Source organism: Pediococcus cellicola (assembly GCF_001438655.1).
In the GTDB taxonomy this organism is placed as follows: domain Bacteria; phylum Bacillota; class Bacilli; order Lactobacillales; family Lactobacillaceae; genus Pediococcus; species Pediococcus cellicola.
The window spans coordinates 133,042-159,871 of sequence record NZ_JQBR01000002.1 but is presented as its reverse complement, the minus strand read 5'-3'; the positions used below and the strand labels follow the sequence as shown (position 1 = coordinate 159,871).

Here is a 26,830-nt window from a genome sequence, read left to right as displayed (position 1 = left end):
ATCGACCATCACTTTACTTAGTTTCTGAATTAAAAAATTTTCTCAAAGAGAAGGCATTATGTAAAAAAACTGAAATCACCCAAATGGATCATTTCTAATGAAATTGGATGATTTCAGTTCTAAGTTATTTTTTGAAATTGCCACTCTCTACATCACGTAGATAATCGGCTAAATGTTTGAAGTAAACTGGCGCATTATCAATCATATGATGATGACCGCCATTTGGTGTGGTAACTAGTCGGGAATTCGGGATGACTTGTGCCATACGTTGTGCCGACTTCAATGGCATCGTTTCATGTTCACCAAAAGTCAATAATGTAGGTACGGTAATTTTGTGGATTTGATCACGGATATCCCATTCCTTTAATTTACCAGTCACAACAAACTCGTTGTCTCCTTGGAAAGCATTGTAAACAGGTACTGCCATGGTATCTACGAGGTGAGAAATGGCAGGTGGCTGTTTGCGATCGACATATCCACGGTTCAAAACCTCAACCAATTCTTGATAACGTTCGTTATGCCAATCACCGTTCTTTTCACAATCACGCATAAACTGTGCATCAGCAGGTGCAAGTGCTTCGTCGCGAATAGCATCTTGATGTTCAAGATACTCATCAATGTTGTCAACCATGCTTGAAATGATAGCACCTTTTAAATGGGCGCCGTACTTCAAGGCATACAACATCGTCAAAGCACCACCCCATGATTGTCCAATTAAGTAGAAATGATCAATGCCTAATTTTTGGCGAACTTCTTCGACTTCATCTAAGAAGTAATCATAAGTCAAATATTTGTCGGCAATTTTAGGATCAGAATAATCCGGCTGATCGGAGTACCAAGAACCTAACTGATCGTAGTAATGCACTTGGACGTCTAGACCTTGTTTTTTCAGCTCATCATGAAAGTTTTCCCAATACTCATGGTTACCGCCAGGGCCGCCATGTAAGGCAAGTAAATGGATTTTACTGTCTCCACCATCTGTATGGGTCCACAAATGATAACCGTTATCCAATGTGATAATTTTTGTTCCTTGTTTCAACAGATCACCCTATTTCGTTTTAGTTAATCCTTATTCTAGCAAAAGTTAGACAACTACTCAATATTTCGGTCTTGGTTTTGCACCCGTTTTCGCATTCTTTTTCGCCAAAAGCCGCCCTTGATAAATTTAGGCTCGTAAGAAATAATGAACGCATCGGGGTTGTTGGCTTCAATAAAACTGTACAGGTGTTGCTCACGCTTCCGTGGTGTTAAGATTTCAAATTCTAAGCGTGCACCTTCGCGACCCTGAGCGTTTTTGACGGTGACACCGTAACCTTCTTGACGAATCGTTTCCGCAAACTGCTTGCTGGCATCTGTTTTGGGTAAGATGACATTAACGTCTAGGAGACCCAAACGTAACTTGTCTTCTAGCCATGTGCCAAAATAAATACCTGTCGCGTATCCTAAAGCATAAGCTGCGATGTTCCAAACGTTGTTGAGTTTGCTTAAGACTAAACTCAGGCCGACGACATAGGTGACAATTTCGGCAATGGATAACAAGGATGCCCAAAATTTGTAGCCCTTCATTTCTAAAAGAGTTCGGATGGTATTCATTGTGATATAGGCAAAGCTCAAGACAAAGATAAGGGTAAGTAAAGCAAAATTCATAATCGAGCCTTCTTTCATAGCGGAGTTGCATTAGCAGTATAGCAAACGAAAACATAAAACAACAAACAAAGTGCTGGTAAAAATATAAAGTATCTTGTTTGTAGTCCCATCAATTGGTAAGATTAACACAAAATTAAGGGAAAGAGGTGGTTGAAATCAAATTTAATGTCCAAAAAGTGCGACAAACTTTGGCGCAAAATGGGATTGAATTTTATAGTTATGCTCAAATAGATTCGACGAATTCACAAGCTAAGCGAATGGCCCACCAACTAGCAACGTTAACGCATCCCATCGTACTGGTGGCTAATCACCAAACAAACGGTTATGGACGCTTAGACCGCAGTTTTTATTCTCCCGAGGACGATGGCCTTTACATCAGTTTTTTGATACCAGTTAGCCAAAATGATTTTAACCCTGGCCTGCTAACAACCATGACGGCTGTAGCCAGTCTTGAAACGCTAGAACAATTCTTTTCAGTTAAGCTGCAAATTAAATGGGTTAATGATTTAATTTACCGAAAACGTAAGGTGGGGGGAATTTTAGCTGAAGCGGTTACTGATGCGACTACCCACAAAGTAACGGGGGTTGTGATCGGGATTGGTGTGAACCTCACGACACAAAAATTCCCAGAGGAGATTAGTCAAATTGCAGTTGCCTTGAGTAATCAAGTGCCAAACAAGGACGAAACGGAATTTATCAGAGCTTTTGTTGATAATTTCTTTCACCATTTGACAACGTACCAAACGGCTGATTTTATGACAACTTATCGCAAGCATTCCTCAGTGATCGGGCATCGTGTGCGGGTGCAGTTCCAAACTAAAGTTGTAACTGGCACGGTTTTAGATGTGGCTGACAATGGGGCTTTGGTTGTTCAAACGGACAGAACAATTTTGCATATGACTAGTGGTGAAATTATCCATGTTCGCCCAATTGAATCAGTGTAACCAAAACGGAATTTATTTTGACTATCAAAGCTCGGAGACAAAAAGACGACTGGAAATTTTTCCAGTCGCCTTTTTGATTACCATTCACATGGCATTAAACCAGCCATGTGGCTCTTTATTTAATTGGTAAGCTCATCTGGCACTGATTAATCTGCAACGAATATTGTAGTTCCTGATTCCCACGAATGGTGGTATTGAAATCAGTCGCATAGACCACAAGTCCAAGCTGGTGACCGCTAAGAAGATGATAGAAAGTTGGCTGTAGCTCAACCGTCAGGTCATAGAAGTCATTAGGTTTAAGGGCATCAACTTGATAATTGTTGTGTCGATTTTGAAGATTAATGTGACCTTTAGTGATCATTTTCCAAGGTGTAGTTTCTTTTTGCAAGGTGAACTCACGCAAGTTGTCACGACGCCAATCGTAGGTACCACTCAGAGATTTTGCAGCTAAGATCGTGGGACTTACGGTTAAGCGTTTTGCTTCACCATAATCAACCAGCTGAAAACTCAGCATGCCAAATGGTTCGTTGACAGCTACGCGAATTTTTAACTGAACGCGTCCGTCAATATAAGTATCTTGGGTGTATTGACTAGTCTTAAAGATTAAACGATTATCACGTAGCTTATTTTCACCCTTAGTATCATGGTTGGTGGTCAGAAGATCACGTTCCCAAACATCTAGGTGCTTTTTGTAAAAATCAAAGGTTTCCGTGTCCAAATGATCGCTAAATGAAGCTGCAGCAGACCGCACAGGAACGTTTTGTGGCACTAATTCTTTAGCCTCGAAGTTAAAAATTTGGTGTTGATCATCTGGAGACTGCCAATCCTCGTAAGTTTTCCAAGTTTCTGGTTGAGTATTATCTTGAATCAAAACATCTGGTAGAAGCTCTTTGGCATGATTAGCCACACCAAACAATTCGTGGCTAAACCAGAGATTCATCATGTCAGTAAAATCTAGGGAACGAAAGGCATTCACGTAAATATGTTGTCCTTGATGCAAGATCAATTTTTTGGTAACAGGGACGTCCCGTAAGGCATTCCATAAATTACCAACGTTACGTGGCTTTACGTTCCAATCGTTGAGGCCATGGACCATAACCATATCAGCCTTAATGTTTTTCACGTTGTTAAGATAATTACGTTCATCCCAATAACGACTGTAATTGCCTGTTTGACGATCTTGATCCTTAGCCATAGTGCTAAGTACTTGATTAAAGTAATCTTTAATCTTGAGGTAATCACCAGGTTTTTGCATACGACTGAATACTTCGGTTGCTAAAACGTCCATATCTTCTCCTTGGAACGTTTCGGGAGCAGCCACCAAACCACCATCACGATAATAATCATACCAACTAGAAATAGCAGCTTCGGAAACAGCTGTTTTTAAGCCTGCCACGCCAGTTGTTGCCGCTGCTGTGGCGAGAGTTCCTAAGTAAGAACGACCCGTCATGGCAATTTTTCCGTTAGACCACCAAGCTTTAATTGCAATATTGTCTATTTTGTTGGTGAAGGCCGTCCGATTACCCGCTAACCACTCAATGACGGCAATCGTAGAGACAGTTTCAGCAACGGCTCCGGTATCCCGGATACCATCAGAATCCTTTGTCCCAATGCCAGCAGCATAGGCTACGGCAAAGCCACGTGTTAGAAAATAGTCGTTTAACGTGTACGGCGATTCCATGGCAAAGGTCTCATCGGCTTCTTTTTGTTCGCCATGGATTGTCCGCTTAGCAGGCAAAGGATTGGATTGCGGTTGATATTGAACATCTTTATAAGTGAGTTGATTAGGCTCTTTGGCCGCCAATGGCACATCAACATTATGCATTAGTTTACTACCGGCTTCGTCATTAATCCCCTGATTGTAAGGACTGGCAGTGTACAAAACGGGTGCTTTGTATCCCTGCTTGGTTTGGGAAGGACGCAAAACTTCAACTTTAAGCAGATCACGCTTTCCATCATGGTCGGTATCTAGTGGGGCTTCCACATAAACCACATCCCGAATCAATTGATGTGGATCAAAAACAGCTTGTGCTTTGCCATTAAAGAAAAGGGGTTCGGTTGTGTGACGATAAAATGGTACAAAATAACCGTCTTGTGCTAATTTATCAAGATAAGTCTGTCCATTCTTGGTATGTGTGCAGAGCAGTAAATACCAAGCATCTAAAAGATCTGCCTTAGTGGTAATGGGGCCTTTAATAAACGGTAGTTGAATTTCTTTCATCGCAGCTAGCGGATCGTCCAGTTTGAAATCACTGTCAACGTCAAATTCAAGTAATTGGAGAGCGACACGGTAGAAAATTTCGTTCGTTACGGCCTGATTACCGTTCAAAAAGTCACCTAAAGTGATCTCAGATGTGGCTAAGTAATTATTTAGTTTCTGGTTAAAAACGGTTTGGCTTTTAGCTTCAAGGACTGTCTTTTGGAGTAGTTTTTGCCAAACAGCAAGTGGATCTTCTAATGCGTCAATTGAGGCATCAACAAAGTGAATCGCGCGCAATTCTTGTAACTCGGTTTTGCGGTCCACAGTCTCAATGGCAAATTGATTATTTTTCATAAATAAAAAACCTCCGGAAAAGTTGTATGGCACCAATTATACGCCAATATGGGACGACTGGTAAAAACATGTTGTGAAATTAAGCAAGATTCAGCAAATAAATGTGTTCAGCCACAACTTTTGTGACGTTTTGCAGTTGTGAGATGTTTTTCTTTTGCCCAACATAGTAAGTTTCTTCGCCGTTTTTCGCATATGGGATTTCTTGATTTTGTTTAGAAAAAAGGGCGACCTCGTGAGGATATCTAATCTCAGTTCTGGAAAATTTAGGCACATGATTCATAGGACTCGAGGCGTAGACAAGATACCCACCAAAACACAATTTCGCACCAATGGCTTGGTAGAGTTTATTGGCAGGAGTATCACTTAGAGTGTAAATAATGAGTTTACCCCCAAAAGTTTTTAACCGTTTTTGTGCTTCGAGAAGTAACTGGCGGGCAATCCCTTGACGCTGATAATCGGGATGTACGGCCATGGTATCTAAAGTCGCCAAAGGGGTATGCAATGGCACGTTGTATTCAGACGTTAAGATCGGGTTATCTTTAAGTAAAATAATGTCGCAAACCCCCACGACAGTTTCGTGTGCTAAAGCGACCAGAGATAGCGACCTTTTTGGAGGGACGTCTTCTTTTTGAGCATTGATTTCGTCATTAAAGGCGCTACGCATGTAAGCTAATGCGCGGCAACGTAACCAGCTTTCTAACATTTCTGACTGAAAATCTGTAATTTTAATGTCTGACATTGGTGATCCTCCTTGGTATAAAAATAGCCGAGAAAAAGTCTCAGCTACAAGATGTCGCTTATTTTGATCCATCTGACGAACGCGCCAGTTGGCTGTGATGAATGCCGTAAGTAAAGTAGATTAATAAACCAAAGGCAAACCAGATTAATGACGCAATCCAAGTTTCGGCAGATAAGGTAGTCATTAAGAAAATACACAACAAGCCAGAGATGATCGGCAGTACTGGATAAAATGGGACTTTAAAGCCGTGGTTAGGGATGTCTTTGCGTTTGCGTAACGGGATAACACCGAAAGAAACGACAGTGAAGGCGATTAAAGTTCCGATATTGACCAAGTTTGTCAATTGATCTAAAGGTACTAAACCACCAAGAATGGCGATGACAATGGTAACGACTGTCATGGCATGTAGAGGTGAATGATTAGCACTAACTTCTCCTAGAGTTTTGGGAAGGAGTCCATCACGACCGGTGGAATAGACTAATCGGGAACTGCTATAGATCATTGTGACCATCATGGTAGTCATCCCGGCTAAAGCACCTAGCGAAAGAAGACCAGCCATCCAATTTTGGTTCACGCTTTGTAAGGCAAAAGCTACAGGATCGGCGACATTTAATTTGGTAAAAGGAACCATCCCAGTCAAGACCACAGAAACCCCAATGTAAAGTACGGTAGCAATGATGAGTGTGCCAATAATACCAAATGGCATATTGCGATCAGGATTCTTTACTTCGGCTGCGGAAGAGGAAACGGCATCAAATCCAAGGTAGGCGAAAAAGACAGTGGACGCTCCCTGAAACATCCCTTTAACGCCAAATGGCAAGAAGGGATGCCAGTTAGTTGGTTTGACGTAAAAAGCACCTACCAGAAGGAAAAGGACAATAATTGCAATTTTCACAATTACCATGATGTTGTTAATGCGAATGGATGATTTTAACCCCTTTGATAAGAAAAACGCAATCAAACACACAATAAGGATTGCAATGATATTGATATAGGTTCCATGCGTTGGGTCGAAGGGACCGGATAAGGCTTTAGGTACGTGTAGGCCAAAGCCAGAGATAAACGAACTGAAATACGCAGACCAACCGGTTGAAACGGCAGCAACGGCAAGGACGTACTCTAAGATTAAGGCCCAACCAAGGATCCAGCCGATAAGCTCACCGAAAATGACGTTACCATAAGAGTAGGCACTTCCTGCAACTGGCAGCGCAGAGGAGAACTCAGCGTAGCACATAGCAGCAACAGAGCAGACAATAGCCGCCACGATAAAGGAAAGAATAATAGATGGTCCAGCTTTGGTGGCAGCGACGGTTCCGGGAAGAATGAAGATTCCGGTTCCGATAACGGCACCAATGCCAAGGGCGATGAGATCGCCACCGGAGATAGTTTTTTCAAAGCGGTTGTCGCGTTCAATATAGCGATCACGGCTTTCTTTGCGGAAAAGGCGTCCGCGTAATGATGACATAATAACACTCCCTAAGTATTGAAAAATAAAAAATAACAGTCTATTAGACTATATCTGTGTAAATATTAAAAGTCAATGAGAAAAGGGACAATGAACGAAGTAAATCAAGAGGACTAAGAAAGTCAGTGGGGGACATTATGATGCTGCGGGAAGTTTTTCGATTTTTTTAATTCTGTTTTGTGGAGAATGATAGGAAATAAAGTTGAAAAATAGTTTCAACAAAACAATTAGAATTAACCGGGTTGATGTGAAGAGTACCACCACAGATTTTCGTAGAAAGCGTGGTATAATGGAAAAAATTATTTGACGGGGAGGTTGTTTTAATGGCGCAGACCTTATTAATTGAGGATTTATCAGTCGTCGGAAGTGTTTCTTTAAGTATCGCAATGCCAGTGATGGCTGCGTTTGGAATTCAGTCTGCTAATTTGCCTTCCATGCTCTTATCCACACATACGGGCGGTTTTGGTACGCCTGAAAGTTTAGCCATCACCACAACTTTTAAAAAGTTTCGGCAGCACTGGCAACGTGCACAAGTTCAATTTGAGCACGTTTTGATTGGCTACCTAGGTAAGGATAGAAAAATCTATCAAGAAATCGCATCTTTTTTGAAGGAAAATCGACCGAATCTGGTTCTTCTAGATCCCGCCTTTGCCGATCAAGGCCAGCTTTATCACGGTATGTCAATGACCGTGGTGGAGGACTATTTGAGACTTTGCAAGTATGCGCAAGTCTTACTTCCCAATCTGACTGAGGCTTGCTATTTAGTGGGAAAGTCGGTTCCAAAAGTAATTAATGAAGCTTTCATCAAAAATTTATTGAGTGATCTTCAGGCAAAAACAGCTGTTTCTTGCATAGCCATTACGGGTGTCACGCGATCTGACAAGATAGGATCTGCTTATCTTGTCAACGACCAAGTTCACTATGTTTGGGCACCAAAGGTTTCCGGAACCTTTTTTGGAACGGGCGATCTGTTTTCAAGTCTCGTGTTTGGCCTGTTAATTAAACAAGAAAAATTTCCGGTAGCCCTAAAGTTAGCCAACGAATGGACAAGTAAAGCCGTAAAAGAGGCAAGTAAACACGAACAACGCGATCCACGTCTTGGGGTGGCTACACAAAGTGTTCTTGCTAAGATATTAACGTATGAGGGGAAATAAATACTATGCATAATAATCAATTGAGAAAAATCGTGATCACTGCACTCTTTGCCGCTATTATTTTTATAGGCATATCTGTCTTTCAAATTCCCATTCCTGCAATGATTGGTCGCCCATTTGTTCATTTTGGTAACGCCTTGACAGCGTTAGCCATTCTATTTTTAGGATTTGGTTACGGAACGCTTGCTGGAGCAATTGGTTTAGGTCTATTTGATGTGACGCATGGATACGTCAGCACAGTCTATCTTACTATTATAGAAGTGATTATCGTGGCTGCCGTTGTGACGTGGGTATTCAAGCTGTTACGTCGGGATGACACGAAAAAATGGCATATTGTGCTAGTGGCATTCGTTGCGGGATTGACCAAAATTTTTACGTCGTTTGGAAATTCACTTATTGAGGGTGTCTTTTACCAAGGGATGCAATGGCATGCGGCTTTCATTGGTGCATTAGCTAGCGAGCCAGCTACCGTAGTGAATTCCATAACAACCTTTATTCTAGTTATCATTTTGTACTATCCACTTAAAAAGATCTTGGGACATTCAGGTTTACAGTAAAAAATAAAGACCGCAAGTACCTTTTACGATACTTGCGGTTTTTATTCTCTTTTGACATCATTTATATGTGATCGTCGGTTAGGCATCTTGTAAATCACCTTGAATCGCCATAATAGTTTTTAAGTTTTGAACAGCAGATTCAATTGTGATGCCAGTGGCTTCATAAGCAGGATTTAATTTATCTCCTGCAATGAAAACTTGTTTTTCAGTGTCGAGTGCAATTGTGAACCAGTTGTTACTATAATTTTCAAAGGTCATGTGGATAACCCTCCTTATATTTTTAGTTGAAAAGATTTCAGAAATTGAAGAAATCGCTTACATACAACTTTATTTTTTTATTCTACAGCATGTTACAATAAAAGACAAACAATATTACTATGGAGTGGAAAAAATGGGAAACAAAATTATTGTCATTACGGGTGCAACTGGGACGGGCAAAACAACTGTGAGTGATTATTTAAAGACGTATTACCACGTTCCTCAAGTGATTACGCATACCACACGGCCTGCACGTAAGGGAGAAGTGGATGGTAAAGACTATTATTTTGAAACGGATCGTAGTTTTTTTGACAATCATTATCTTGAAAATGTGGTCTATTCGGGTTATCATTATGGCTCATCCTATGAGGGTTTGGAACGAGGCTGGCAACGCTGTCGGCTTGTAAGCATTGTTTTAGATACCAAGGGAGCGATTACTTATCAGCAAAAGCTGGGTGATCAGGTCGTCATTTTGTACTTAACAGTTTCTGATCAAGATGGGTTAATTAATCGTCTTAAAAAGCGTGGGGATACGAACGAAATGGTGCGTCAACGTATTGCCAGTGAAGAATATCAACGTGATTTAAAGCTTCCAGAAGCGTTGCGCGCAAAAGCGCATGTGATTTTAAATGATGATTGGCAACTGACTCGTAACCAAATTGATAATTTAATGCATAAATTAACGGAATCGGTTGCCAATCAATAAATTGTCAACTTTAGATAAATTATGCTAAACTTTTCTAAAGTGTAATTGTTACTATTTAAACTAGAGGAGTCAATTATGGATACAAAAGTTACACAAGCCATTGAAGTTTTACAACAAAATCATTTTAAAATCACAAAACAACGTCAGGCACTTATTGAAATTATGGTGCAACATGAAAATAACTATGTTGATGTCACGCAGGTTGACGAGCAAATGCGGGCTAATTATCCCAAAATGAGTCACAATACAGTTTATCGCAATTTAAAAGAGTTCGAACAGATTGGTCTGGTCGAACAAATTATCAAAGGCGAGCACGCTCAAGTCAAATATCAATGTGATGTGACACATCAACATCATCATCATTTTATTTGTACGAATTGTGGGAAGGTCGAAGAAGTTGAAATGTGTCCGTTAGATTTCTTTGAACGGCAATTACCCGGGTATGAAATTTCTGGACATCGTTTTGAATTATATGGCTTATGCGCAGATTGTGCCCAAAAACAGCGTGCCATTTAATTTTTAAATTGTAATTGTAAAGAATTAATATGATTTTAAAGTTTGCCCTTTAAAATAAAAGTGAATTTGTTAAGCTTTAAATAATCATTTAGGAAAAAGGGGAGGAAAAGAAGTTATGGCATATCGTACGCCACCATTTATCACGCCATTTGCTATTGTCAGTATTTTAATTGCCTTAAGTGCAACAAACGTCGTGGTTAATAAGGTGACCGGCACGGCAGAAGGTGGCTCGGTAAAAACACAAACTGAGTCTGTGAAAAAAAGAGTTGTTCCAGATGAAGATAAAGATTCTTCTAAAAAGGAAAGTTCCAAAAAAGAGAGTAGTCAAGATGAGGACAGTAGCTCAGATGCAGACAGTTCTAGTGAGTCCTCTGATGTTGTAAGCAGTTCGTCAAGTGATGACACGGAAAGCAGCGCGGCCAATAGCTCGTCAACACAGAACAGTAGTGCTGATTCAAACAACACCTCGTCAAAAAATGCTAACAGCTCAAGTGCGGTTAAACAAAGTTCCAGTGCTTCTAGTTCAGCACCAGCAGCCAGCTCATCTAGCAGTACGGCGACAACCACGCAGGATGACACGACTAACTAACATTAAGAAGGGAGAGATGGTGTGTGTTTACTTTTATTGACATGATTAACCATTATTTAGGCTATATTAATGTCAACTTAAAACTAAAAAATCAGATTTATACCGTGATTGGTTTTATTGGAAATTTCTACATGCTTTACTTGGCGTACCGTTTCTTTGAAAATGGACGTTGGGTACGAGGCTTAGGTTTTATCGCTGTTTTTTTAATTTTCTTGTATTTCTTAATTATGAATATCTATTATTATTTTACGAAAAAAGCAGCACCGTTTGATATTTCTCCTAAAATTGAAAAATTATTAGGCGGAAAGCCACGTGAAGCGATCGAAATGGAACGCGCACAGCGCTTAAATCGAACTGGTCGTGGTCGTCAAACGATCGTGCCATCAACTGGAATTTTTGAAAAAAATACGATTTTACCGGCGACCATAAAATCCAATCAGCGTGACTTGCAAAATATTCAGCAACTTGCTACCCAAATGGTGCAAAATAATTTTGCAATGGCTGATTATGAAGGGTTAAGCGACGATGAAATTCTTGCACATTTACAAGAATCAAATGAGACAGAAGTTTATGCCATAGGACAGGGCATACCGTTTCCTTATTTTGAATTACGTGAAGAAGATGGAAATGCTAACGTTTATGCAGGAATGAATCAAATGAATTTATTCCGCATAGGACAGGTGGCCAGTGTAGGCTTATCTGATTATTTTGAAGCCAAGAAACACTATCAATTATATTTGGCTCAGGCGGCGTTAATTGGCGGGCAGCGCAAATATGCCGGACGTTCCACACTGATGACTGAAGATTCTCCGTACCGCGCAAAAATTCAAATGGCGTACCAAAAGCGTGATGATCAAGACACGTCATCAAGTCGTCACATGTATTCATAAAGTGAATTATCTTACTATAAGTATGAGAAAGAACCTATCAAAATCATTAAAATTTTGACAGGTTCTTTTTTCTCCCGTAAAATTGATATAATAGTTCTATTTTTTTCTGACGGTTCAGTAACAAATTCTGGTATTTATGCCGTTGAGTGATAATCTAATATGTAGAAAGAAAACGAGGTAAGGCTTATGTCAATGATCGAATTTCATAATGTTGAAAAGTACTATGGGGATTTTCACGCTTTGCATAATATTAATCTGACAATTGAAGCTGGCGAAACGGTCGTTTTAATTGGACCATCTGGCTCTGGAAAAAGTACGTTGATTCGAACGGTAAATGGGCTTGAATTGATTAACAGTGGTCAATTGATTGTGGATGGCTTTGATTTAGCACACAGAAAAACAGACATGAATAAAATCCGTAAAAATGTAGGAATGGTTTTTCAGCATTTTAATTTATACCAAAATAAAACGGTTTTAGAAAATATTATGTTAGCACCCCGGATTGTTTTAAAACGGGATGAAGCTGAAAACAAAAAGATAGCCATGGAGTTGTTGGATAAAGTTGGCTTGGCAGATAAAGCAGCTAATTATCCGGCACAACTTTCCGGAGGTCAGTCACAACGAATTGCGATTGCGCGCAGTTTAGCCATGCGTCCGAAGTGCATTTTATTTGATGAACCTACTTCGGCGCTTGATCCAGAAATGATTGATGATGTTTTAAATGTTATGAAGGATATTGCGCGTGATTCAAGTATGACCATGTTAGTGGTGACCCACGAAATGGGATTTGCACGCGAAGTGGGTGACCGGGTAATTTTCATGGCCGACGGTCGAATTTTGGAAGACGATTCTAAAGAAAGTTTCTTTGATGGTCAACCAACTAATGAACGGGCTCGTCAATTCCTTAGCAAGATCATTAAGCACTAGAGGAGGAATTACGCATGAAAAAATTAATTCGGTATTTAGGATTGCTAACCTCGCTATGTGTCTTAGCTTTGGTTCTTAGTAGTTGCGGCACGAAAAAGGCAGCAAGTCAAAGTGTTTTAAGTCGAGCCGAAGAGACGAACACGATCGTTTGGGGGGTCAAAGCTGATACCAAATTATTTGGTTTGATGGATGTTAAAGATTCACAAATCAAGGGATTTGATGTAGATATTGCGAAGGCACTTACAAAACAAATTTTGGGTTCCAAAGGCAAAGCTAGCTTCATTCAGGTTTCAAGTCAAACCCGAATTCCACTTTTAAAAAATGGCAACATTGATGCCGTCGTGGCGACCATGACGATTACGCCAGACCGCCAGAAAGTTGTTGATTTTTCTGATCATTATTTTAATGCCGGTCAGTCTTTGTTGGTTAAGAAGGGAAGTTCGGTGAAAAGTGTCAAAGATCTCGATAAAACGGGAACTAGGGTGCTTGCAGTCACCGGTGCCAATTCAGTAGCTAACTTCCAAAAGGTAGCTCCGAAAGCACGAGTCTTAGAACTACAAGACTATGCCCAAGCTTTACAGGCGTTGAAGTCCGGACAGGGACAGGCACTCACTACTGACAACGGAATTTTACTGGGAATGGCTGCCGAAAATCCCGGATACCAAGTTGTGGGCAGTGCATTTACTAAAGAACCTTACGGGATCGCAGTTAATAAGGGTCAAAAAGCGTTTGTAAACAAAATTAATCAAGCATTAAAGAAGATCCGGGAAAATGGCGAGTATGATCGTATTGTCAAAAAGTGGTTTGGCAATATCTCTGGATTTGACTATAAGGAGGCAGAAAAATGATTAGTATTATCACAAATCATTGGCAGGACCTTCTCTATGGGTTGGGTCAGACATTATTGTGCAGTATTTTGGCCCTGTTTTTCAGTCTCATCATTGGGTCGTTTTTCGCGATTTTTGAAGTTGTCCCTAGCAAAACGTTACGCATTATTGCCCGTATCTATATCGAAATTTTCCGTAATATTCCATTGCTAGTTATTACGATGTTCTTTTATGTTGTCATCCCGATGTTTTTCGTGAAAGTTAATGGATTTACAGCCGGAACCATCGGATTAACCATTTATACCTCCGCGTTTATTGCTGAAACTGTGCGTTCTGGCATTCAATCTGTGGATCCTGGTCAAATGGAAGGATCTCGAGCAAATGGGATGACATTTACGCAAGCCATGCGTTACATAGTGCTGCCACAAGCATTTCGGATTGTGATTCCGCCACTAGGTAATCAGTTTATTAATTTGGTCAAAAATTCATCAGTCTTAGCCTTTGTAGCTGGGTTTGATTTGATGTATCAAGGGAATACCATTGCTTCCACAAGTTTTGATACGCTGAATGCGTACTTCGTTGTGGGTGTTTTGTACCTGATCATTACCATGCCGTTGAGCTATTACATGCGTTATCTCGAAAAGCGCTTGGACTAGGAGGTGAAGAAAAATGCAAAACTTTATTGATGCTTATTCGTGGGTTAATGCACGATACTTGTTAGAAGGTTTGTGGATAACCATTGAAGTATCGGTGATTTCGATTATTTTGAGTTATATCCTTGGTGCAATTTTAGGCTTGATTCGTTATATTAAGTTGAAATACGTTTCGGCAATTGTGGGATTTGTGATCGATTTAATTCGTAATTTACCCTTATTGCTGATTATTTTCTTCACTTACTTTGGATTGCCTAATATTGGGGTTCGGTTGAATCCAATTTGGTCTTCCATTTTGGCAATGAGCATTTTCGAGTCAGCCATGTTGGCAGAAATTATTCGCAGTGGAATTAGTGCGGTTGATCCTGGACAGATGGAAGGGGCACGTGCAAACGGCCTTTCATATTGGCAAGCAATGTGGCACATTGTCTTACCTCAGGCACAAAAGAAAATGATTCCAACAATCGTGAGTCAGTTTATTTCACTTATCAAGGATACTTCGTTAGCAACGATTATCGTGTTGCCCGATTTGATGTATCATGCACAGATTATTTATGGGCAAAACAGCAATTACATTCTACCGATGTTCTTAGCTTTAGCAGTCATGTATTTCGTCGTTTGTTATCTGTTGTCTATTTTGTCTCACTATTTAGAACGACGCTTAGCATAAATTTGAAAAACAAATTAAATTCTTAAATTAAGACTTGTAATGTGAAAGCATTATGAGTCTTTTTTTTGTTGGTTTAAAAAATGCAATCCCATCATAACGGCGTTTAGACAGCCGCAATTTCGTTTTAGCTAATACTACCATTGAAAAAAAGGTTGCAATTAAATGAGAGAGAACTATAATATTATCAAATCTTAATTTTATTAATTTTATTTTAATTAATTGCTGGAATGGAGGAGTTGTTCAATATGGGAGAAGAACTTTTAACGATCGACCATCTGCACACGTCATTTAAACGTGGTACCAAATACTATGACGCTGTTGATGATGTCTCTTTAAAAATACATAAGGATGAAATTCTGGCAATTGTCGGTGAATCTGGTTGTGGTAAGACAACCTTAGCTAAAAGTATCATTGGGCTACATGATTTAAAAAGAACCAGAATTTCGGGCCACATTGGTTTTGAAAATCGGGAGTTGGTTGGGGCATCACCCGAACAATTTGATCAATTACGTGGTAGTGAAATGGGAATGATTTTTCAAGACCCATTAGCTGCCTTGAATCCTTTGATGCGAATTGAAGATCAAGTGCGTGAAGTTCTTGACTACCATACGGATTACTCAAGTGAAAAAAAGCATAAAATTGTTTTGGAATTATTAGATCAGGTGGGCTTGGAGCATCCAGAACGGGTGGCACGCCAATTTCCACATGAATTATCAGGTGGCATGCGTCAACGAATTATTATTGCCATTGCGATTGCTTGCAAGCCAGAATTGATTATTGCTGATGAGCCAACTACCGCTTTAGATGTTACCATTCAAGCTCAAATCTTGGATTTATTAAGAAATATTCAAAAGCAGAATCATGCTGGAATCATCCTAATCACCCATGACTTAGGCGTAGTGGCAGATACCGCTGATGAAGTAGTTGTGATGTACGCAGGGCAGGTTGTGGAACGCGGGAGTGTTTCACAAATCTTTAATCATCCCCTGCATCCGTATACACGGTCACTACTGAAGTCGATCCCACAAGCGGATCATCCTGGAGACCGGCTATATGCGATTGAAGGCTCAGTGCCGGCACTCACAAAAATGCCTCATGATGGTTGCCGGTTTGCACCACGAATTCCGTGGATTCCAGAGAGCGCTCATGAAAAAATTCCGACGATGCATGAGCCAGAAAAGGGTCACTTTGTGTTGTGTACCTGTTATCAAAACTTTGAATTTGAAAATGGGGAGGCCGTTTAATGAGTTTAGTTGAAGTTAAAGACTTAAAGGTACACTACCCAATCCGATCTGGATTTTTTAATCGCATTCACGATTACGTCTATGCCGTGGATGGTGTGAGTTTTGAAATTGAACCTGGCCAAACATATGGTTTGATTGGGGAAACGGGATCAGGAAAAACCACGATTGGACGTTCAATTATTGGTTTGGAAAAGATTACTTCGGGAAAAATTTTATTTGATGGTCACGATGTATCTACTAGGCATGAACGTAAAGAACAGCACTACAATCGTGACGTGCAAATGATTTTTCAAGATTCATTATCAAGTTTGAATCCTAAAAAAAGAATTTATGATATTATTGCCGAACCTTTACGTAACTTTGAAAAATTGAGTGATACCGAGGAAAAACATCGGGTGCGTGAACTTTTAGATACAGTTGGTTTAGGCGACGACGATTTATTCAAATATCCCTTTGAATTTTCAGGTGGCCAAAGACAACGAATTGGGGTTGCCAGGGCCATTAGTACTAATCCTAAATTAGTGATTGCTGACGAGCCGGTTTCTGCGCTTGATTTATCAGTTCAGGCGCAAGTCCTAAATTATATGCAAGAAATTCAAAAGCAGTTCAACATTAGTTATTTATTTATTTCTCATGATTTAGGTGTTGTTCGACATATGTGTGACAGCATGGCAATCATGCATCGTGGTCGATTTGTTGAATTGGGGACAAGGGATGATATTTATAACCACCCACAACATATTTATACCAAACGGTTACTTGCTGCTATTCCAGATATTCATGTTGATGAGCGGGATGCGCAAAGAAAGCATCGTAAAGAAGTCGAAAAAGTGTTTGATACTGAACAAAGTCGTTACTACGACAAAAACGGACGAGTACTACCGCTTCAAAAGGTTTCTGAGACTCACTCAGTAGCTCTTCCAGAAGATCAAGTGAAGGGGGAGTAAAGCTTATGTGGAAAACTATTTTACGTCGAATCATCATCATGATTCCACAAATCATTATCTTAAGTGTGTTGGTTTTCATTTTGGCTAAGTTTATGCCTGGAGATCCCTTTACTGGGTCCATTACCCCACAAACGGATGCTTCTCAACTGCATGCATTGAAAGTACAGGCCGGACTATATGATCCATGGTATACGCAGTATTTTCACTGGGTAGTGAATATGTTCCATGGTAATTTTGGTACGAGTTATCAATTCAAGGAACCAGTCATGGCCGTGATTGGTGTTCGGGCTGTCAATACCTTATGGTTGTCACTTTTTACCGTTATTTTAACGTATTTGATTGCAATTCCATTGGGGTTGCTTGCCGGACGATATGAAGACACAAATTTAGACCGCGGCATTATGTTTTTTAATTACGTGACCTATGCGATTCCACTATTCGTCTTCTTAGTTTTAGGTCTTTGGCTTTTCGGTTACGTGTTAGGTTGGTTCCCAAGTGGTGGTTCAGTTTCTCTAAGTGCGAGTGGGTTTGGCAGTGTGTTTAGTCGTTTTTATCATTTGATTTTGCCAGGAGTTTTAACCGCCCTGTTATCCACAACGGGGACAGTTCAATATTTAAGAAGCGAAATCGTAGATCAAAAACATCAAGACATGGTAGCTACCGCACGTGCTAAAGGTGTCCCAGAAAGAAAGGTCTTTTCTCGTCATATTTTGAGGAATTCTCTGCTACCAATTGCAGCATTTATGGGGTATTCCATTACAGGTTTATTAGGAGGATCAGTTTTCGTGGAACAGATCTTCACTTATCCCGGAATGGGGCAGCTGTTTATTAATTCGATCAGCAATCGAGATTTTTCAGTGATTACCGCTCTCGTTATGATTTATGGCATTTTGGCCTTATTCGGGACGCTATTATCTGACATCATTATGAGTATTGTGGATCCACGAATTCGGATTAAATAGGAGGGAGCGCACATGACAAATTCAAAAGAAAAAGATGCCGTTAAAACTCCTTCGAATGCGCAAGTAATTTGGCAAGAGTTCAAACACGACCGGGTGGCCATGTTTTCACTAATTTTTACAATTGTTTTGATTTTAGTTATTTTTATTTATGCCGCAACTTTAAATCTTGAAAAAGTAACCAATGTTAATATTTTCGCGCAATATGATCGGCCGGGCCAAGATGGTTTCATTCTTGGGGCTGACGAAGGTGGTCGTGATGGGTTGAAAATGTTAGTTGTTGGTGCCCGAAATTCAATTACCATTGGGTTTGCAGTTACAATAATTTCATCCCTTTTTGGGATTGTATACGGGATGATCTCAGGGTTTTATGGTGGCTGGTTAGATAACGGCATGATGCGGATTTATGATTTTATTAATATCTTACCTGAAATTATGATCATCATTGTTTTGGTTACGATCATTCCAAAATATAATGCTTGGAACTTTATCGTGATTATGTCGTGCTTTATGTGGTTAAGTACAGCAAGGTTGATTCGAAGCAAAGCACTGTCTGAATCCAAAAAAGATTACGTGGCAGCGTCGAGGACATCGGGAACAAACGATTTTGTGATTTTATTCCGCGAAGTGCTTCCCAATCTGAGTTCAATCATTATTGTGGACACCACATTGAGTTTTGCTGGCAATATTGGAATTGAAACAGGATTAAGCTTCTTGGGCTTCGGCCTTCCTGAAAGTACACCTAGTTTGGGAACGTTGATTAGTTACGCACAGGATCCAGACGTCATTGGTAGCAAGCCATGGGTCTGGTTGCCAGCCGCAATTTTAATTTTGGCCTTGACTTTAAGTATCAGTTATATCGGCCAAGCATTGCGTCGAGCAGGCGATGCGCAACAACGACGTGGTTAGAAAAAATACACTGAGAGAAGTGATGCTTAAATCACAAATAATGGTTGGGTAGTTCGTTTTCATTAATTATTATGTTGAAACTACATAAAAGGGGAGATCAATATGAGCAAAAAATGGAGTATCGGAGCAGTCGCTGTTTTGGCTGCACTGAGTTTAGCTGCTTGTGGTAATAGCAAGTCAGCTTCTAGTACAAGTTCCAAGAAACCAACATTGCCATTAAGTTATTCGTCAAAGAAAAAGGCAATTAGCGGCGGTACCTTGAAAGTGGCAGAAGTGAATACAGCTGCGTTTAAAGGTATTTGGGATAATGCGTTAACTACTAATGCGGAAGATACCGACATGATGCAATTTGGTAATGAAGGTTTGTTTGCGGTCAATAAAGATTTTAAGATTGTTGACGGCGGGGCTGCTAATTTACGACTAAACCAAAAAGCAAAGACAGCAACTATCAAAATTAACCCGAAAGTTAAATGGTCAGATGGCAAGCCTTTGGTAGCTCAAGATGTGGCTTATGCTTATAAAGTTTTGGCTAATAAAGGGACCGCTTCTCAATATTACACAGGGAGTATTGCTAATATTCAAGGAATTGCCGCTTATCATGATGGTAAGGCCAAGGATATTTCGGGAGTTCAAGTTAAAAACAAGCGCACAGTTGTGCTTCATTTTAAAGTGATGAAACCTGGAATGAAGACTTCTGGTAATGGCTATTTCTGGGAAACTGCTGAACCTTATCACTATATTAAGAATGTACCTTTCAAGAAATTAGCAAGTTCTGATCAAGTACGTAAACATCCCTTATTCTTTGGACCATTCAAACTTGCTAAGGAAGTCTCTGGTGAGTCCGTCAAATGGGTACCAAACACATACTATTATAAAGGGACACCTAAGCTAAAGGAAATTGATATGCAGGTTGTCTCACCAGACTCCATTGCAGCTGCACTCAAAGCACATAAGTATGATGTTACTTTTGGCTTGGGTTCATCCACATACGGTAAAGTCAAAAACACCTCTGGATATACCTTTACTGGGAAAAAAGCTTTAGCATATGATTACCTAGGATTTAACTTAGGTAAATACGATGCTAAGACTGGTAAGAATGTCATGAATAAGAATGCTAAGATGGCTGATCCTAAACTACGTCAAGCCATTGCTTATGCCATGAACATTGATGCCGTTGAAAAGAAATTTAGTAATGGTTTGGGCAGTCGATTAACGACTTTGATTCCATCTGCTTTTTCTGAATATCAGGATAAGAGTGCCAAAGGATTTCCTTTGAATCTTAAAAAGGCTAATAAATTGTTAAATGAAGCTGGATATAAGAAGGGCAAGGATGGCTACCGAACAGATAAGAATGGTAAGAAGTTGACAATTCATCTTGCTGAAATGCAAGGAAATTCGAACACTCAAGCTATTGTGAAGAACTATATCCAACAATGGAAGAAAGTTGGCTTGCGTGTGACGTTGACTAATGGACGTCTTTTGGATATGAACAACTTCTATGAAAAAGTTCAGGCAAACTCAAAAGATGTGGACATGTTTGAAGCTGCATGGTCACTTTCGAGTGAACCATCACAAATGGATTTGTATAGTGAGACTGCACCATTCAATATGGGTCGCTTCGTTTCTAAGAAGAATACTCAGTTGTTGAATAAAATGGATTCTGAAAAAGCCTTCGACACTAACTATCGTGTCAAAGCTTTCAAGGAGTGGCAGAACTATATGAATAAAGAAGCCGCTTACGTACCAGAAGTTGAAGTTGTACAATCATACGCTGTCAACAATCGTGTGAAGAACTTCAGTTTGAGTAATGCTTCTAAAGACTTTAACTGGGCTGATGTCCAAGTTACATCTAACAGCTTATCGAAATAAATTTAGCCAACCCCTAAGTGAACCATAGCTGTTAGAGAATAAGAAATCCCCACAGAAATTAACTTGATTTCTGTGGGGATTTTTTGTTTAGCCATCCTAGAAAAGGGATGGTTTTTGTTTTTTAAACAGAGTGGTGATTGTGTAGATAAATTAGAAGACCTAACATCAAAATTCCGGTTAACACTAAGGAAGCCAGCCATGCTAGCGAGCCCTTTGCAAGAGGCAGGTGCATATTCATTCCATAAAAGCCACTGACAATTGGAGGCACCGCCAGCAATAGAGACCAAACCGTTAAGAAACGCATAATATCGTTTAAATTGTTATTAATTAAACGGTCGTAAGTATTGCTTAGTTGTTCGACACTTTCAGAAATCAGGCTAATCATGCGACTAGCCTGATTGATTTCAAGTTGAATATTATGCAATTTTCGATAACATTTTTTATCGAAAGGCACATCAGTGTCTTGGGAAATGGATTTGATTTCGGCAAAACTACTGGAATTTTCTTGTATTGCTGATCGTAAGTAAATAGCATCTTGATTGACTAAGGTTAAATCATCCAAGTGTTTCATACGGCTTCGAATGCTTAAATCTCCTTGGATTTGATCTGCTCGGTATTCCAGGCGAGAAGCGCGGCCAATATACTTTCTAACAATGGGTAAAATGAGATCTAAAATAAAGGCCACTCGCTTATCATAAGCATGATTCCAGAGCGAATCAATCGTATGATTAACGAATGCCATTTCGGAACTAGTAAATAAGAATAATTTTTCGTCGTAAAAGATAACTGACACAGGTTCTGAATGAGAGGTTTCTTTCATTGGTGCCCAAAAGACCATCAAGACATACTCGCTATCTGTCCCGATTTCAATACGTGCGGGTTCATCTTTATCATCAACATATTCCAATAAAGCCGGCGGAATGTTGAATGTATCTTCTAATTGGAGCTTTTCGGCGTCACTGCAATCCTGAACGAGCGTTAAATCAAATTTATGTTTTTGATCGACTGCATATGTTTTGATCAAAGCGTGCCCTCCTGTTTAGTCTTGAATTTGATAATGTTTTCTACAGTAATAGTATACTGGAAATCCAATTAAAACAAAAACTAGAGAGAACAAGACGCCCAATAGATCAGAATGAATTTCACTCACAATTACAAACAAAGACCCGAAAATGGCAATGATTGGTGTAATTGGGAAAAATGGGGTGCTAAAGGGACGCTTGAGATTTGGATGGCGTTTGCGCAGAATAAAGGCTCCCACAAATGTCATAACATAAAAACAATAAACTGTAAAAATACAGAGTTCAGACAGACGGTCAGCATCAAAAAAGAGAATCATAATAGCAGAAATAGCGACAGTCGTGATAACCGAGACAATGGGCGTTTGTGTGTGGCGATTAAGATAAGAAAGTTGCTTAGCAAATGGTAATTCATGATCACGAGCCATAGCATACATGATTCGCGGAAATGTCATAATCTTACCGTTCATACACCCAACGATTGAAATGATAATGCCAATACTTAACAGCTTACCCCCAATTGCGCCAAAGTCCTTTTCAGCCATGTAAGGGATAGCGCCGATTCCTAAGTCATGAATTTGTGTGGCAGGCATGCTGCGGAAAACGCCAAAACTAACCAGCAGATAAATTCCTAAGACCAAAGTAATTCCAATGGTAATTGCTTGAGGAAGACGTTTTTCGGGGTTTTTAATTTCATCACCCAAGTTAGCCACAAGAATCCAACCATCAAAGGCAAACAAAGTGGCTAGAATGGCAACGCCAAAGTTACCTGCGGATTGATGAACGCTACTGAAACTTTGGGCAAATGCGTCTTCTTTTCCGAAAAACAAGCCAAAACCAATTAGTGCAATGACTGGTAGTAATTTACAAATAGTGGTAACAATTGCGAAGGTGGCACCGTAACGGTTGGATAACAAATTTAAGCCGGCTACCAAAGCGACCGTGATGAGTGCAATGGGAACGGTCCAACTGTGGGGCATGTCAAAAAAATCTACTAAGAGAATCCCCAAATAGGCTGCCAAGGAAGCGATCATCGCTGGACCATAAATAATGATTTGCATCCATCCCGAGAGAAATCCCCAAACTTTTCCGTAAATTTTTTCCATATAATAGTAGAGACCACCAGTTTTGGGCATTTGGGAGGCAATCTCAGCGATGGTTAATCCGGCGGTCAAGGTGATGACCCCACCTGCCAACCAAGCTAACATAGCGTTGGTAGTTGATCCAGCATCATCCAAAACAGCGGCTTGGCGGACAAAAACACCAGAACCGATGATGGTCCCGATCACTAGGGCCAATGCGGACCAAAGACCGAGTGATCGATTTAGTGTCACTTCGTCTTTTTCGTCATTCATACCTGTTGCCTCCTCAAAATTTAATTTAAGTAATATTGTATCGTAATTCTAAGGGTGTCGCAAACGATGCGTGTTTCGGCGTCTCAAACTATCTGAGTTGATTGAGGGTTAGAGATAAAAAAACGCGGCAAAAATTAGATATAACTAATTTGGGCGCGTCGATAAAAATTGACTTGAATTTAATTTTCTACTTCTGTAACCAAATATTTTTGGTAACGTTGATAATCTTCACTACTCAATTCCGCAGTAATTTCTGTGCCATTCTCCTGGTATGCTGTTTTTAACACATTCGTGTGCTGATTCAAGTAATCTATAATCTGTCCTTCAGAAAATGGAATAAGAAAAGTGGCCTCGCGATAACCTGTGAAAACTTTTTGTTTAATCATATTCGTCAACATCAGTAAAGATTTTTTGTCGCGTGCCGAATAGGTGATTTCTTCGTTACCTTCAAACGTTGGATAATCCACACCGGCTAGGTCGGCCTTATTGAATGCAACGATCATAGGCACTTTTGTCACACCAATTTCACGCAATGTGTCGTTTGTAGTTTGAATCATTTCACGAAAATGAGGGTCAGACACGTCGACAACTTGAACTAACAAATCGGCTTGTGCGGCTTCTGCCAAAGTGGAACGAAAAGCTTTAATTAATTGGTGAGGAAGGTTGCTAACAAAGCCAACTGTATCACTGAGCAACAGCTGCTTTTGATCTGGAAAGGTGAGTTGTCGTACGCTCGTGTCCAAAGTCGCAAACAACATGTTCTTTTCGAAGACTTGTTTGTCATCGTCTTTGCCATATAAATGGACGAGACCATTCATGGTTGTTGACTTACCAGCGTTCGTGTATCCCACAAGAGCCACACTGGGAATGCCAGTTTGATCACGTTTCTTGCGTTGAACAGCAGATGAAGTTGTCATTTCTTTTAATTCATGGTTCAAATTGTTGATACGCTGTTGGATGGTGCGTCGGTTCATTTCAAGTTTGGTTTCACCAGCACCACGGTTAGTGTACCCACCTCCAGCATCACCAGCTGATTGTTGATCTAGGCGCTGTGAAGAACTGGTTCGTAAACGCGGCATCTGATAATTTAATTTAGCAATTTCAACTTGCAATTTGGCTTCTCTGGACTGTGGCCGATTAGCAAAAATTTCTAGGATTAAGCCGGTACGATCAATTACAGAAAGCTTAGATTCTTGTTCAAGATTCCGGATTTGGCTAGGGGAAAGCTCTGCGTTGACGACTAGGGTATGGACATCAATGCTTGTGCCTAGTTCGTGAAGTTCTGTAACTTTCCCGCTACCAAAGTAGGTGGCTGGATTGGGACGATCTAATTTCTGTATTACTTTTTCAGTTGCTTCCATATTGTTGGCTTCAACCAAGGCAGCGAGTTCCTGCATCGCATAATCCAAGTCTTGGTTAGGTAACTCAAGACCAGCAATAATTACTTTTTCAGTCATATGAACACCTCGGATTCCTTAATGCCTTCAGTATAGCATAGTTACGCTCTTTATAAGGAAACGAAGCTTTAGAAAATTCTTATTTTAATTTCAATAAAATGAGAGAGATGAGTTAATCATGAGATTTGTTGTTATACGCACGGTGTCACCCCAAACGGGAACCTACGGACAATTTAAATAAACATAAGATTGCATTTTATGAACTGAAAATTAAAATTATCTATTGTATTTCATTTTTCTTTAACCTATAATAAGGACGACTTTTCAAAAGGAGCCCACATTTAAAAATAAAAGAGGTAATTTTTTATGAAAGTGAAATCAGCTGTTAAGCTAGGAGCCGTGGCATTGGCTTCCACTTTTGTACTTGCTGCGTGTGGCACAAAGAGTAGTACTGCCAAGAAACAAACAGTCAATTTTATGGAGTCATCGGAAATTCCAACGATGGACACCTCCAAAGTTACGGATGTTGTGGGGATGACGCAATTATCTAATACAGAGGATGGCCTTTACCGTTTGGGCAAAAATAGTTCGGTACATAATGCCTTAGCGACAAGCACCAAAGAGTCTAAGGATGGCAAGACCTGGACGTTTACCATTCGTAAGAACGCGAAATGGAGTAATGGCGATCCTGTGACTGCTCAAGATTTTGTATATTCTTGGCAACGAACCGTAAATCCGAAAACGGCTTCTGAATACGCGTATTTGTTCTCGGGAATTAAAAATGCGGATCAAATTTCGGCAGGAAAAGTTAACTACAAAAAGTTGGGTATTAAAGCGGACGGCAAATATAAATTGACGATCACGCTTGATCGACCAATTGCATACTTTAAGCTGTTGATGGGCTTTTGCATTTTCTTCCCACAAGATCAAAAGGTGGTTGAACAATATGGTTCCAAATATGGGACAGCCTCTAACAAACTTGTTTACAATGGCCCTTATAAACAAGTAGGCTGGACTGGGACTAACTTAAAGTGGAAGCTGGTTAAGAACCCTCAATATTGGAATAAAAAGAGCGTTAAGCTAGATACCATTAACTATCAGGTTGTGAAGGATTCTTCTACTGCTTTGAACCTTTATAATAGTAAGAAACTTGATGTGACAACCATTACAGGTAGTCAAGTGGCTCAGTACAAGAATAATAAGAATTATGTCTTGCGCAAAGAGGCATCTACCTTCTATCTACAATTGAATCAAAAGAAGGATAAGTTCTTTAAGAATAAGAAGATTCGTCAAGCTGTTTCCATGGCCATCGATCGGAATCAACTGACCAAGAAAGTCTTAGCTGATGGTTCTCAAAATCCTTTGGGATATGTTTCAACTGGATTAGCCAAAAATCCCAAGACTGGTGAAGATTTCGCTAAAGAGGCTGAAGTTAAATCGGCAGTTACTCAAAATTTGACACAGGCTAAGAAGCTCTTAAAGGAAGGTCTAAAAGAAGAGGGCATGTCAAGTTTGAAGTTCACTTTAATGGCTGATGATACTGCTGCTGGTAAGACCACAAATGAGTTCTTACAATCACAGATCGAAAAATTGGGCAGCAACGTCCACGTCACTGTTCAAAACATTCCATTTAAGACACGTTTGACTGATTCCAGCAATGGTAAATTTGATGCGGTTGTCACTGGTTGGGGTGCCGATTTCTCAGATCCAATTTCGTTCTTACAATTGTTCGTGACTGGCAATGCTCAGAATAACGGGGATTGGAGTAATAAGGAATACGATAGCTTAATCAAGGCTTCTAATACTACCGATGCCACCAAACCACAAAAACGTTGGGCAGATTTGGTTAAGGCTGAAAAGATTTTGATGAATGATCAAGGAATTGTGCCAATTTATCAACAAGCCAATTCACAATTGTGGAGCAGCAAAGTTAAAGGCGTGATCTACAATACAGCTGGTAATAACTTTGATTATTCCAAACTTTATCTACAAAAGTAAAAATTAGAGTTTATCTCATTAAAATTAAAAAGCATTG

The 26,830-nt window shown here is 39.9% G+C and carries 26 protein-coding genes; 17 read left to right on the top strand and 9 right to left on the bottom strand.

Annotated features, from left to right (window positions below):
- Positions 1–124 precede the first annotated feature (124 nt).
- A complete protein-coding gene (locus IV80_RS02610; protein ID WP_057749097.1) occupies positions 125–1,039 on the bottom strand; it encodes a proline-specific peptidase family protein in 915 nt (304 codons plus the stop codon).
- A 53-nt stretch (positions 1,040–1,092) separates the two neighbouring features.
- Positions 1,093–1,647 (bottom strand): DUF2179 domain-containing protein, encoded by a 555-nt coding sequence (locus IV80_RS02605; RefSeq protein WP_057749094.1) that lies wholly within the window; start codon positions 1,645–1,647, stop codon positions 1,093–1,095.
- 146 nt (positions 1,648–1,793) lie between these two features.
- Between IV80_RS02605 and IV80_RS02600 the strand changes: the two genes are divergently transcribed.
- Positions 1,794–2,591 (top strand): biotin--[acetyl-CoA-carboxylase] ligase, encoded by a 798-nt coding sequence (locus IV80_RS02600; protein ID WP_057749092.1) that lies wholly within the window; start codon positions 1,794–1,796, stop codon positions 2,589–2,591.
- 115 nt (positions 2,592–2,706) lie between these two features.
- Here the strand turns inward: IV80_RS02600 and IV80_RS02595 are convergent, their stop codons facing one another.
- The 3 genes from IV80_RS02595 to IV80_RS02585 all read right to left on the bottom strand — a co-directional run bounded on the left by IV80_RS02595 (position 2,707) and on the right by IV80_RS02585 (position 7,349).
- Positions 2,707–5,145 (bottom strand): Xaa-Pro dipeptidyl-peptidase, encoded by a 2,439-nt coding sequence (locus tag IV80_RS02595; protein WP_057749089.1) that lies wholly within the window; start codon positions 5,143–5,145, stop codon positions 2,707–2,709.
- A 79-nt stretch (positions 5,146–5,224) separates the two neighbouring features.
- Positions 5,225–5,884 carry a GNAT family N-acetyltransferase gene (locus tag IV80_RS02590; protein WP_057749086.1) on the bottom strand — a complete coding sequence of 220 codons (660 nt, stop codon included), beginning with the start codon at positions 5,882–5,884 and terminating at the stop codon, positions 5,225–5,227.
- 58 nt (positions 5,885–5,942) lie between these two features.
- The gene (locus IV80_RS02585) at positions 5,943–7,349 is read right to left on the bottom strand and encodes an APC family permease (protein ID WP_057749083.1); all 1,407 of its coding nucleotides are present in this window, start codon (positions 7,347–7,349) and stop codon (positions 5,943–5,945) included.
- 323 nt (positions 7,350–7,672) lie between these two features.
- Between IV80_RS02585 and IV80_RS02580 the strand changes: the two genes are divergently transcribed.
- Both IV80_RS02580 and IV80_RS02575 read left to right on the top strand, forming a co-directional pair.
- Complete coding sequence (locus tag IV80_RS02580; protein WP_057749080.1) at positions 7,673–8,503, top strand: bifunctional hydroxymethylpyrimidine kinase/phosphomethylpyrimidine kinase; 831 nt, start codon at positions 7,673–7,675, stop codon at positions 8,501–8,503.
- A gap of 5 nt (positions 8,504–8,508) precedes the next feature.
- Entirely contained in the window at positions 8,509–9,060 is a 552-nt protein-coding gene (locus IV80_RS02575) for an ECF transporter S component (protein ID WP_057749077.1), read from the top strand.
- Positions 9,061–9,138: 78 nt separating this feature from the next.
- Here the strand turns inward: IV80_RS02575 and IV80_RS02570 are convergent, their stop codons facing one another.
- Positions 9,139–9,318, bottom strand: coding sequence for a hypothetical protein (locus IV80_RS02570; RefSeq protein ID WP_057749074.1), 180 nt, complete (start codon positions 9,316–9,318; stop codon positions 9,139–9,141).
- Between the two features lie 133 nt (positions 9,319–9,451).
- On the opposite strand from IV80_RS02570, the gene IV80_RS02565 reads away from it, so the two are divergent.
- The 13 genes from IV80_RS02565 to IV80_RS02505 all read left to right on the top strand — a co-directional run bounded on the left by IV80_RS02565 (position 9,452) and on the right by IV80_RS02505 (position 21,024).
- The gene (locus tag IV80_RS02565) at positions 9,452–10,024 is read left to right on the top strand and encodes a nucleoside/nucleotide kinase family protein (RefSeq protein WP_057749071.1); all 573 of its coding nucleotides are present in this window, start codon (positions 9,452–9,454) and stop codon (positions 10,022–10,024) included.
- Between the two features lie 75 nt (positions 10,025–10,099).
- Entirely contained in the window at positions 10,100–10,540 is a 441-nt protein-coding gene (locus IV80_RS02560; RefSeq protein ID WP_057749068.1) for a Fur family transcriptional regulator, read from the top strand.
- Between the two features lie 115 nt (positions 10,541–10,655).
- A complete protein-coding gene (locus IV80_RS02555; protein WP_057749065.1) occupies positions 10,656–11,129 on the top strand; it encodes a hypothetical protein in 474 nt (157 codons plus the stop codon).
- Between the two features lie 23 nt (positions 11,130–11,152).
- Positions 11,153–12,019: a DUF6681 family protein gene (locus IV80_RS02550; protein ID WP_057749062.1), complete on the top strand. Its 867-nt coding sequence runs from the start codon at positions 11,153–11,155 to the stop codon at positions 12,017–12,019.
- Positions 12,020–12,205: 186 nt separating this feature from the next.
- The gene (locus IV80_RS02545) at positions 12,206–12,946 is read left to right on the top strand and encodes an amino acid ABC transporter ATP-binding protein (protein ID WP_057749059.1); all 741 of its coding nucleotides are present in this window, start codon (positions 12,206–12,208) and stop codon (positions 12,944–12,946) included.
- 14 nt (positions 12,947–12,960) lie between these two features.
- Positions 12,961–13,794 carry a transporter substrate-binding domain-containing protein gene (locus IV80_RS02540; RefSeq protein ID WP_057749056.1) on the top strand — a complete coding sequence of 278 codons (834 nt, stop codon included), beginning with the start codon at positions 12,961–12,963 and terminating at the stop codon, positions 13,792–13,794.
- Positions 13,791–14,429, top strand: coding sequence for an amino acid ABC transporter permease (locus IV80_RS02535; protein WP_057749053.1), 639 nt, complete (start codon positions 13,791–13,793; stop codon positions 14,427–14,429). Before IV80_RS02540 ends, IV80_RS02535 begins: the two co-directional genes overlap by 4 nt.
- Before the next feature lie 13 nt (positions 14,430–14,442).
- Entirely contained in the window at positions 14,443–15,096 is a 654-nt protein-coding gene (locus IV80_RS02530; protein WP_057749050.1) for an amino acid ABC transporter permease, read from the top strand.
- Positions 15,097–15,341: 245 nt separating this feature from the next.
- Positions 15,342–16,340, top strand: coding sequence for an ABC transporter ATP-binding protein (locus IV80_RS02525; protein ID WP_057749048.1), 999 nt, complete (start codon positions 15,342–15,344; stop codon positions 16,338–16,340).
- Positions 16,340–17,287 (top strand): ATP-binding cassette domain-containing protein, encoded by a 948-nt coding sequence (locus IV80_RS02520; protein ID WP_057749045.1) that lies wholly within the window; start codon positions 16,340–16,342, stop codon positions 17,285–17,287. Before IV80_RS02525 ends, IV80_RS02520 begins: the two co-directional genes overlap by 1 nt.
- A gap of 5 nt (positions 17,288–17,292) precedes the next feature.
- Entirely contained in the window at positions 17,293–18,249 is a 957-nt protein-coding gene (gene opp4B / locus IV80_RS02515; RefSeq protein WP_057749043.1) for an oligopeptide ABC transporter permease, read from the top strand.
- Positions 18,250–18,261: 12 nt separating this feature from the next.
- Entirely contained in the window at positions 18,262–19,155 is an 894-nt protein-coding gene (locus tag IV80_RS02510; protein WP_057749041.1) for an ABC transporter permease, read from the top strand.
- A 102-nt stretch (positions 19,156–19,257) separates the two neighbouring features.
- On the top strand, positions 19,258–21,024 hold the full coding sequence (locus IV80_RS02505) for an oligopeptide ABC transporter substrate-binding protein (protein WP_057749038.1): 1,767 nt from the start codon (positions 19,258–19,260) through the stop codon (positions 21,022–21,024).
- Between the two features lie 121 nt (positions 21,025–21,145).
- Here IV80_RS02505 and IV80_RS02500 read toward each other — a convergent pair whose 3' ends face one another.
- The 3 genes from IV80_RS02500 to hflX all read right to left on the bottom strand — a co-directional run bounded on the left by IV80_RS02500 (position 21,146) and on the right by hflX (position 24,855).
- A complete protein-coding gene (locus tag IV80_RS02500; RefSeq protein ID WP_057749035.1) occupies positions 21,146–22,048 on the bottom strand; it encodes a magnesium transporter CorA family protein in 903 nt (300 codons plus the stop codon).
- Between the two features lie 15 nt (positions 22,049–22,063).
- Positions 22,064–23,398, bottom strand: a complete 1,335-nt coding sequence (locus IV80_RS02495; RefSeq protein ID WP_057749032.1) for an APC family permease — start codon at positions 23,396–23,398, stop codon at positions 22,064–22,066.
- 179 nt (positions 23,399–23,577) lie between these two features.
- Positions 23,578–24,855 carry a GTPase HflX gene (gene hflX, locus IV80_RS02490; protein WP_057749028.1) on the bottom strand — a complete coding sequence of 426 codons (1,278 nt, stop codon included), beginning with the start codon at positions 24,853–24,855 and terminating at the stop codon, positions 23,578–23,580.
- A gap of 306 nt (positions 24,856–25,161) precedes the next feature.
- On the opposite strand from hflX, the gene IV80_RS02485 reads away from it, so the two are divergent.
- On the top strand, positions 25,162–26,793 hold the full coding sequence (locus IV80_RS02485) for a peptide ABC transporter substrate-binding protein (protein WP_057749026.1): 1,632 nt from the start codon (positions 25,162–25,164) through the stop codon (positions 26,791–26,793).
- Positions 26,794–26,830: the final 37 nt, after the last annotated feature.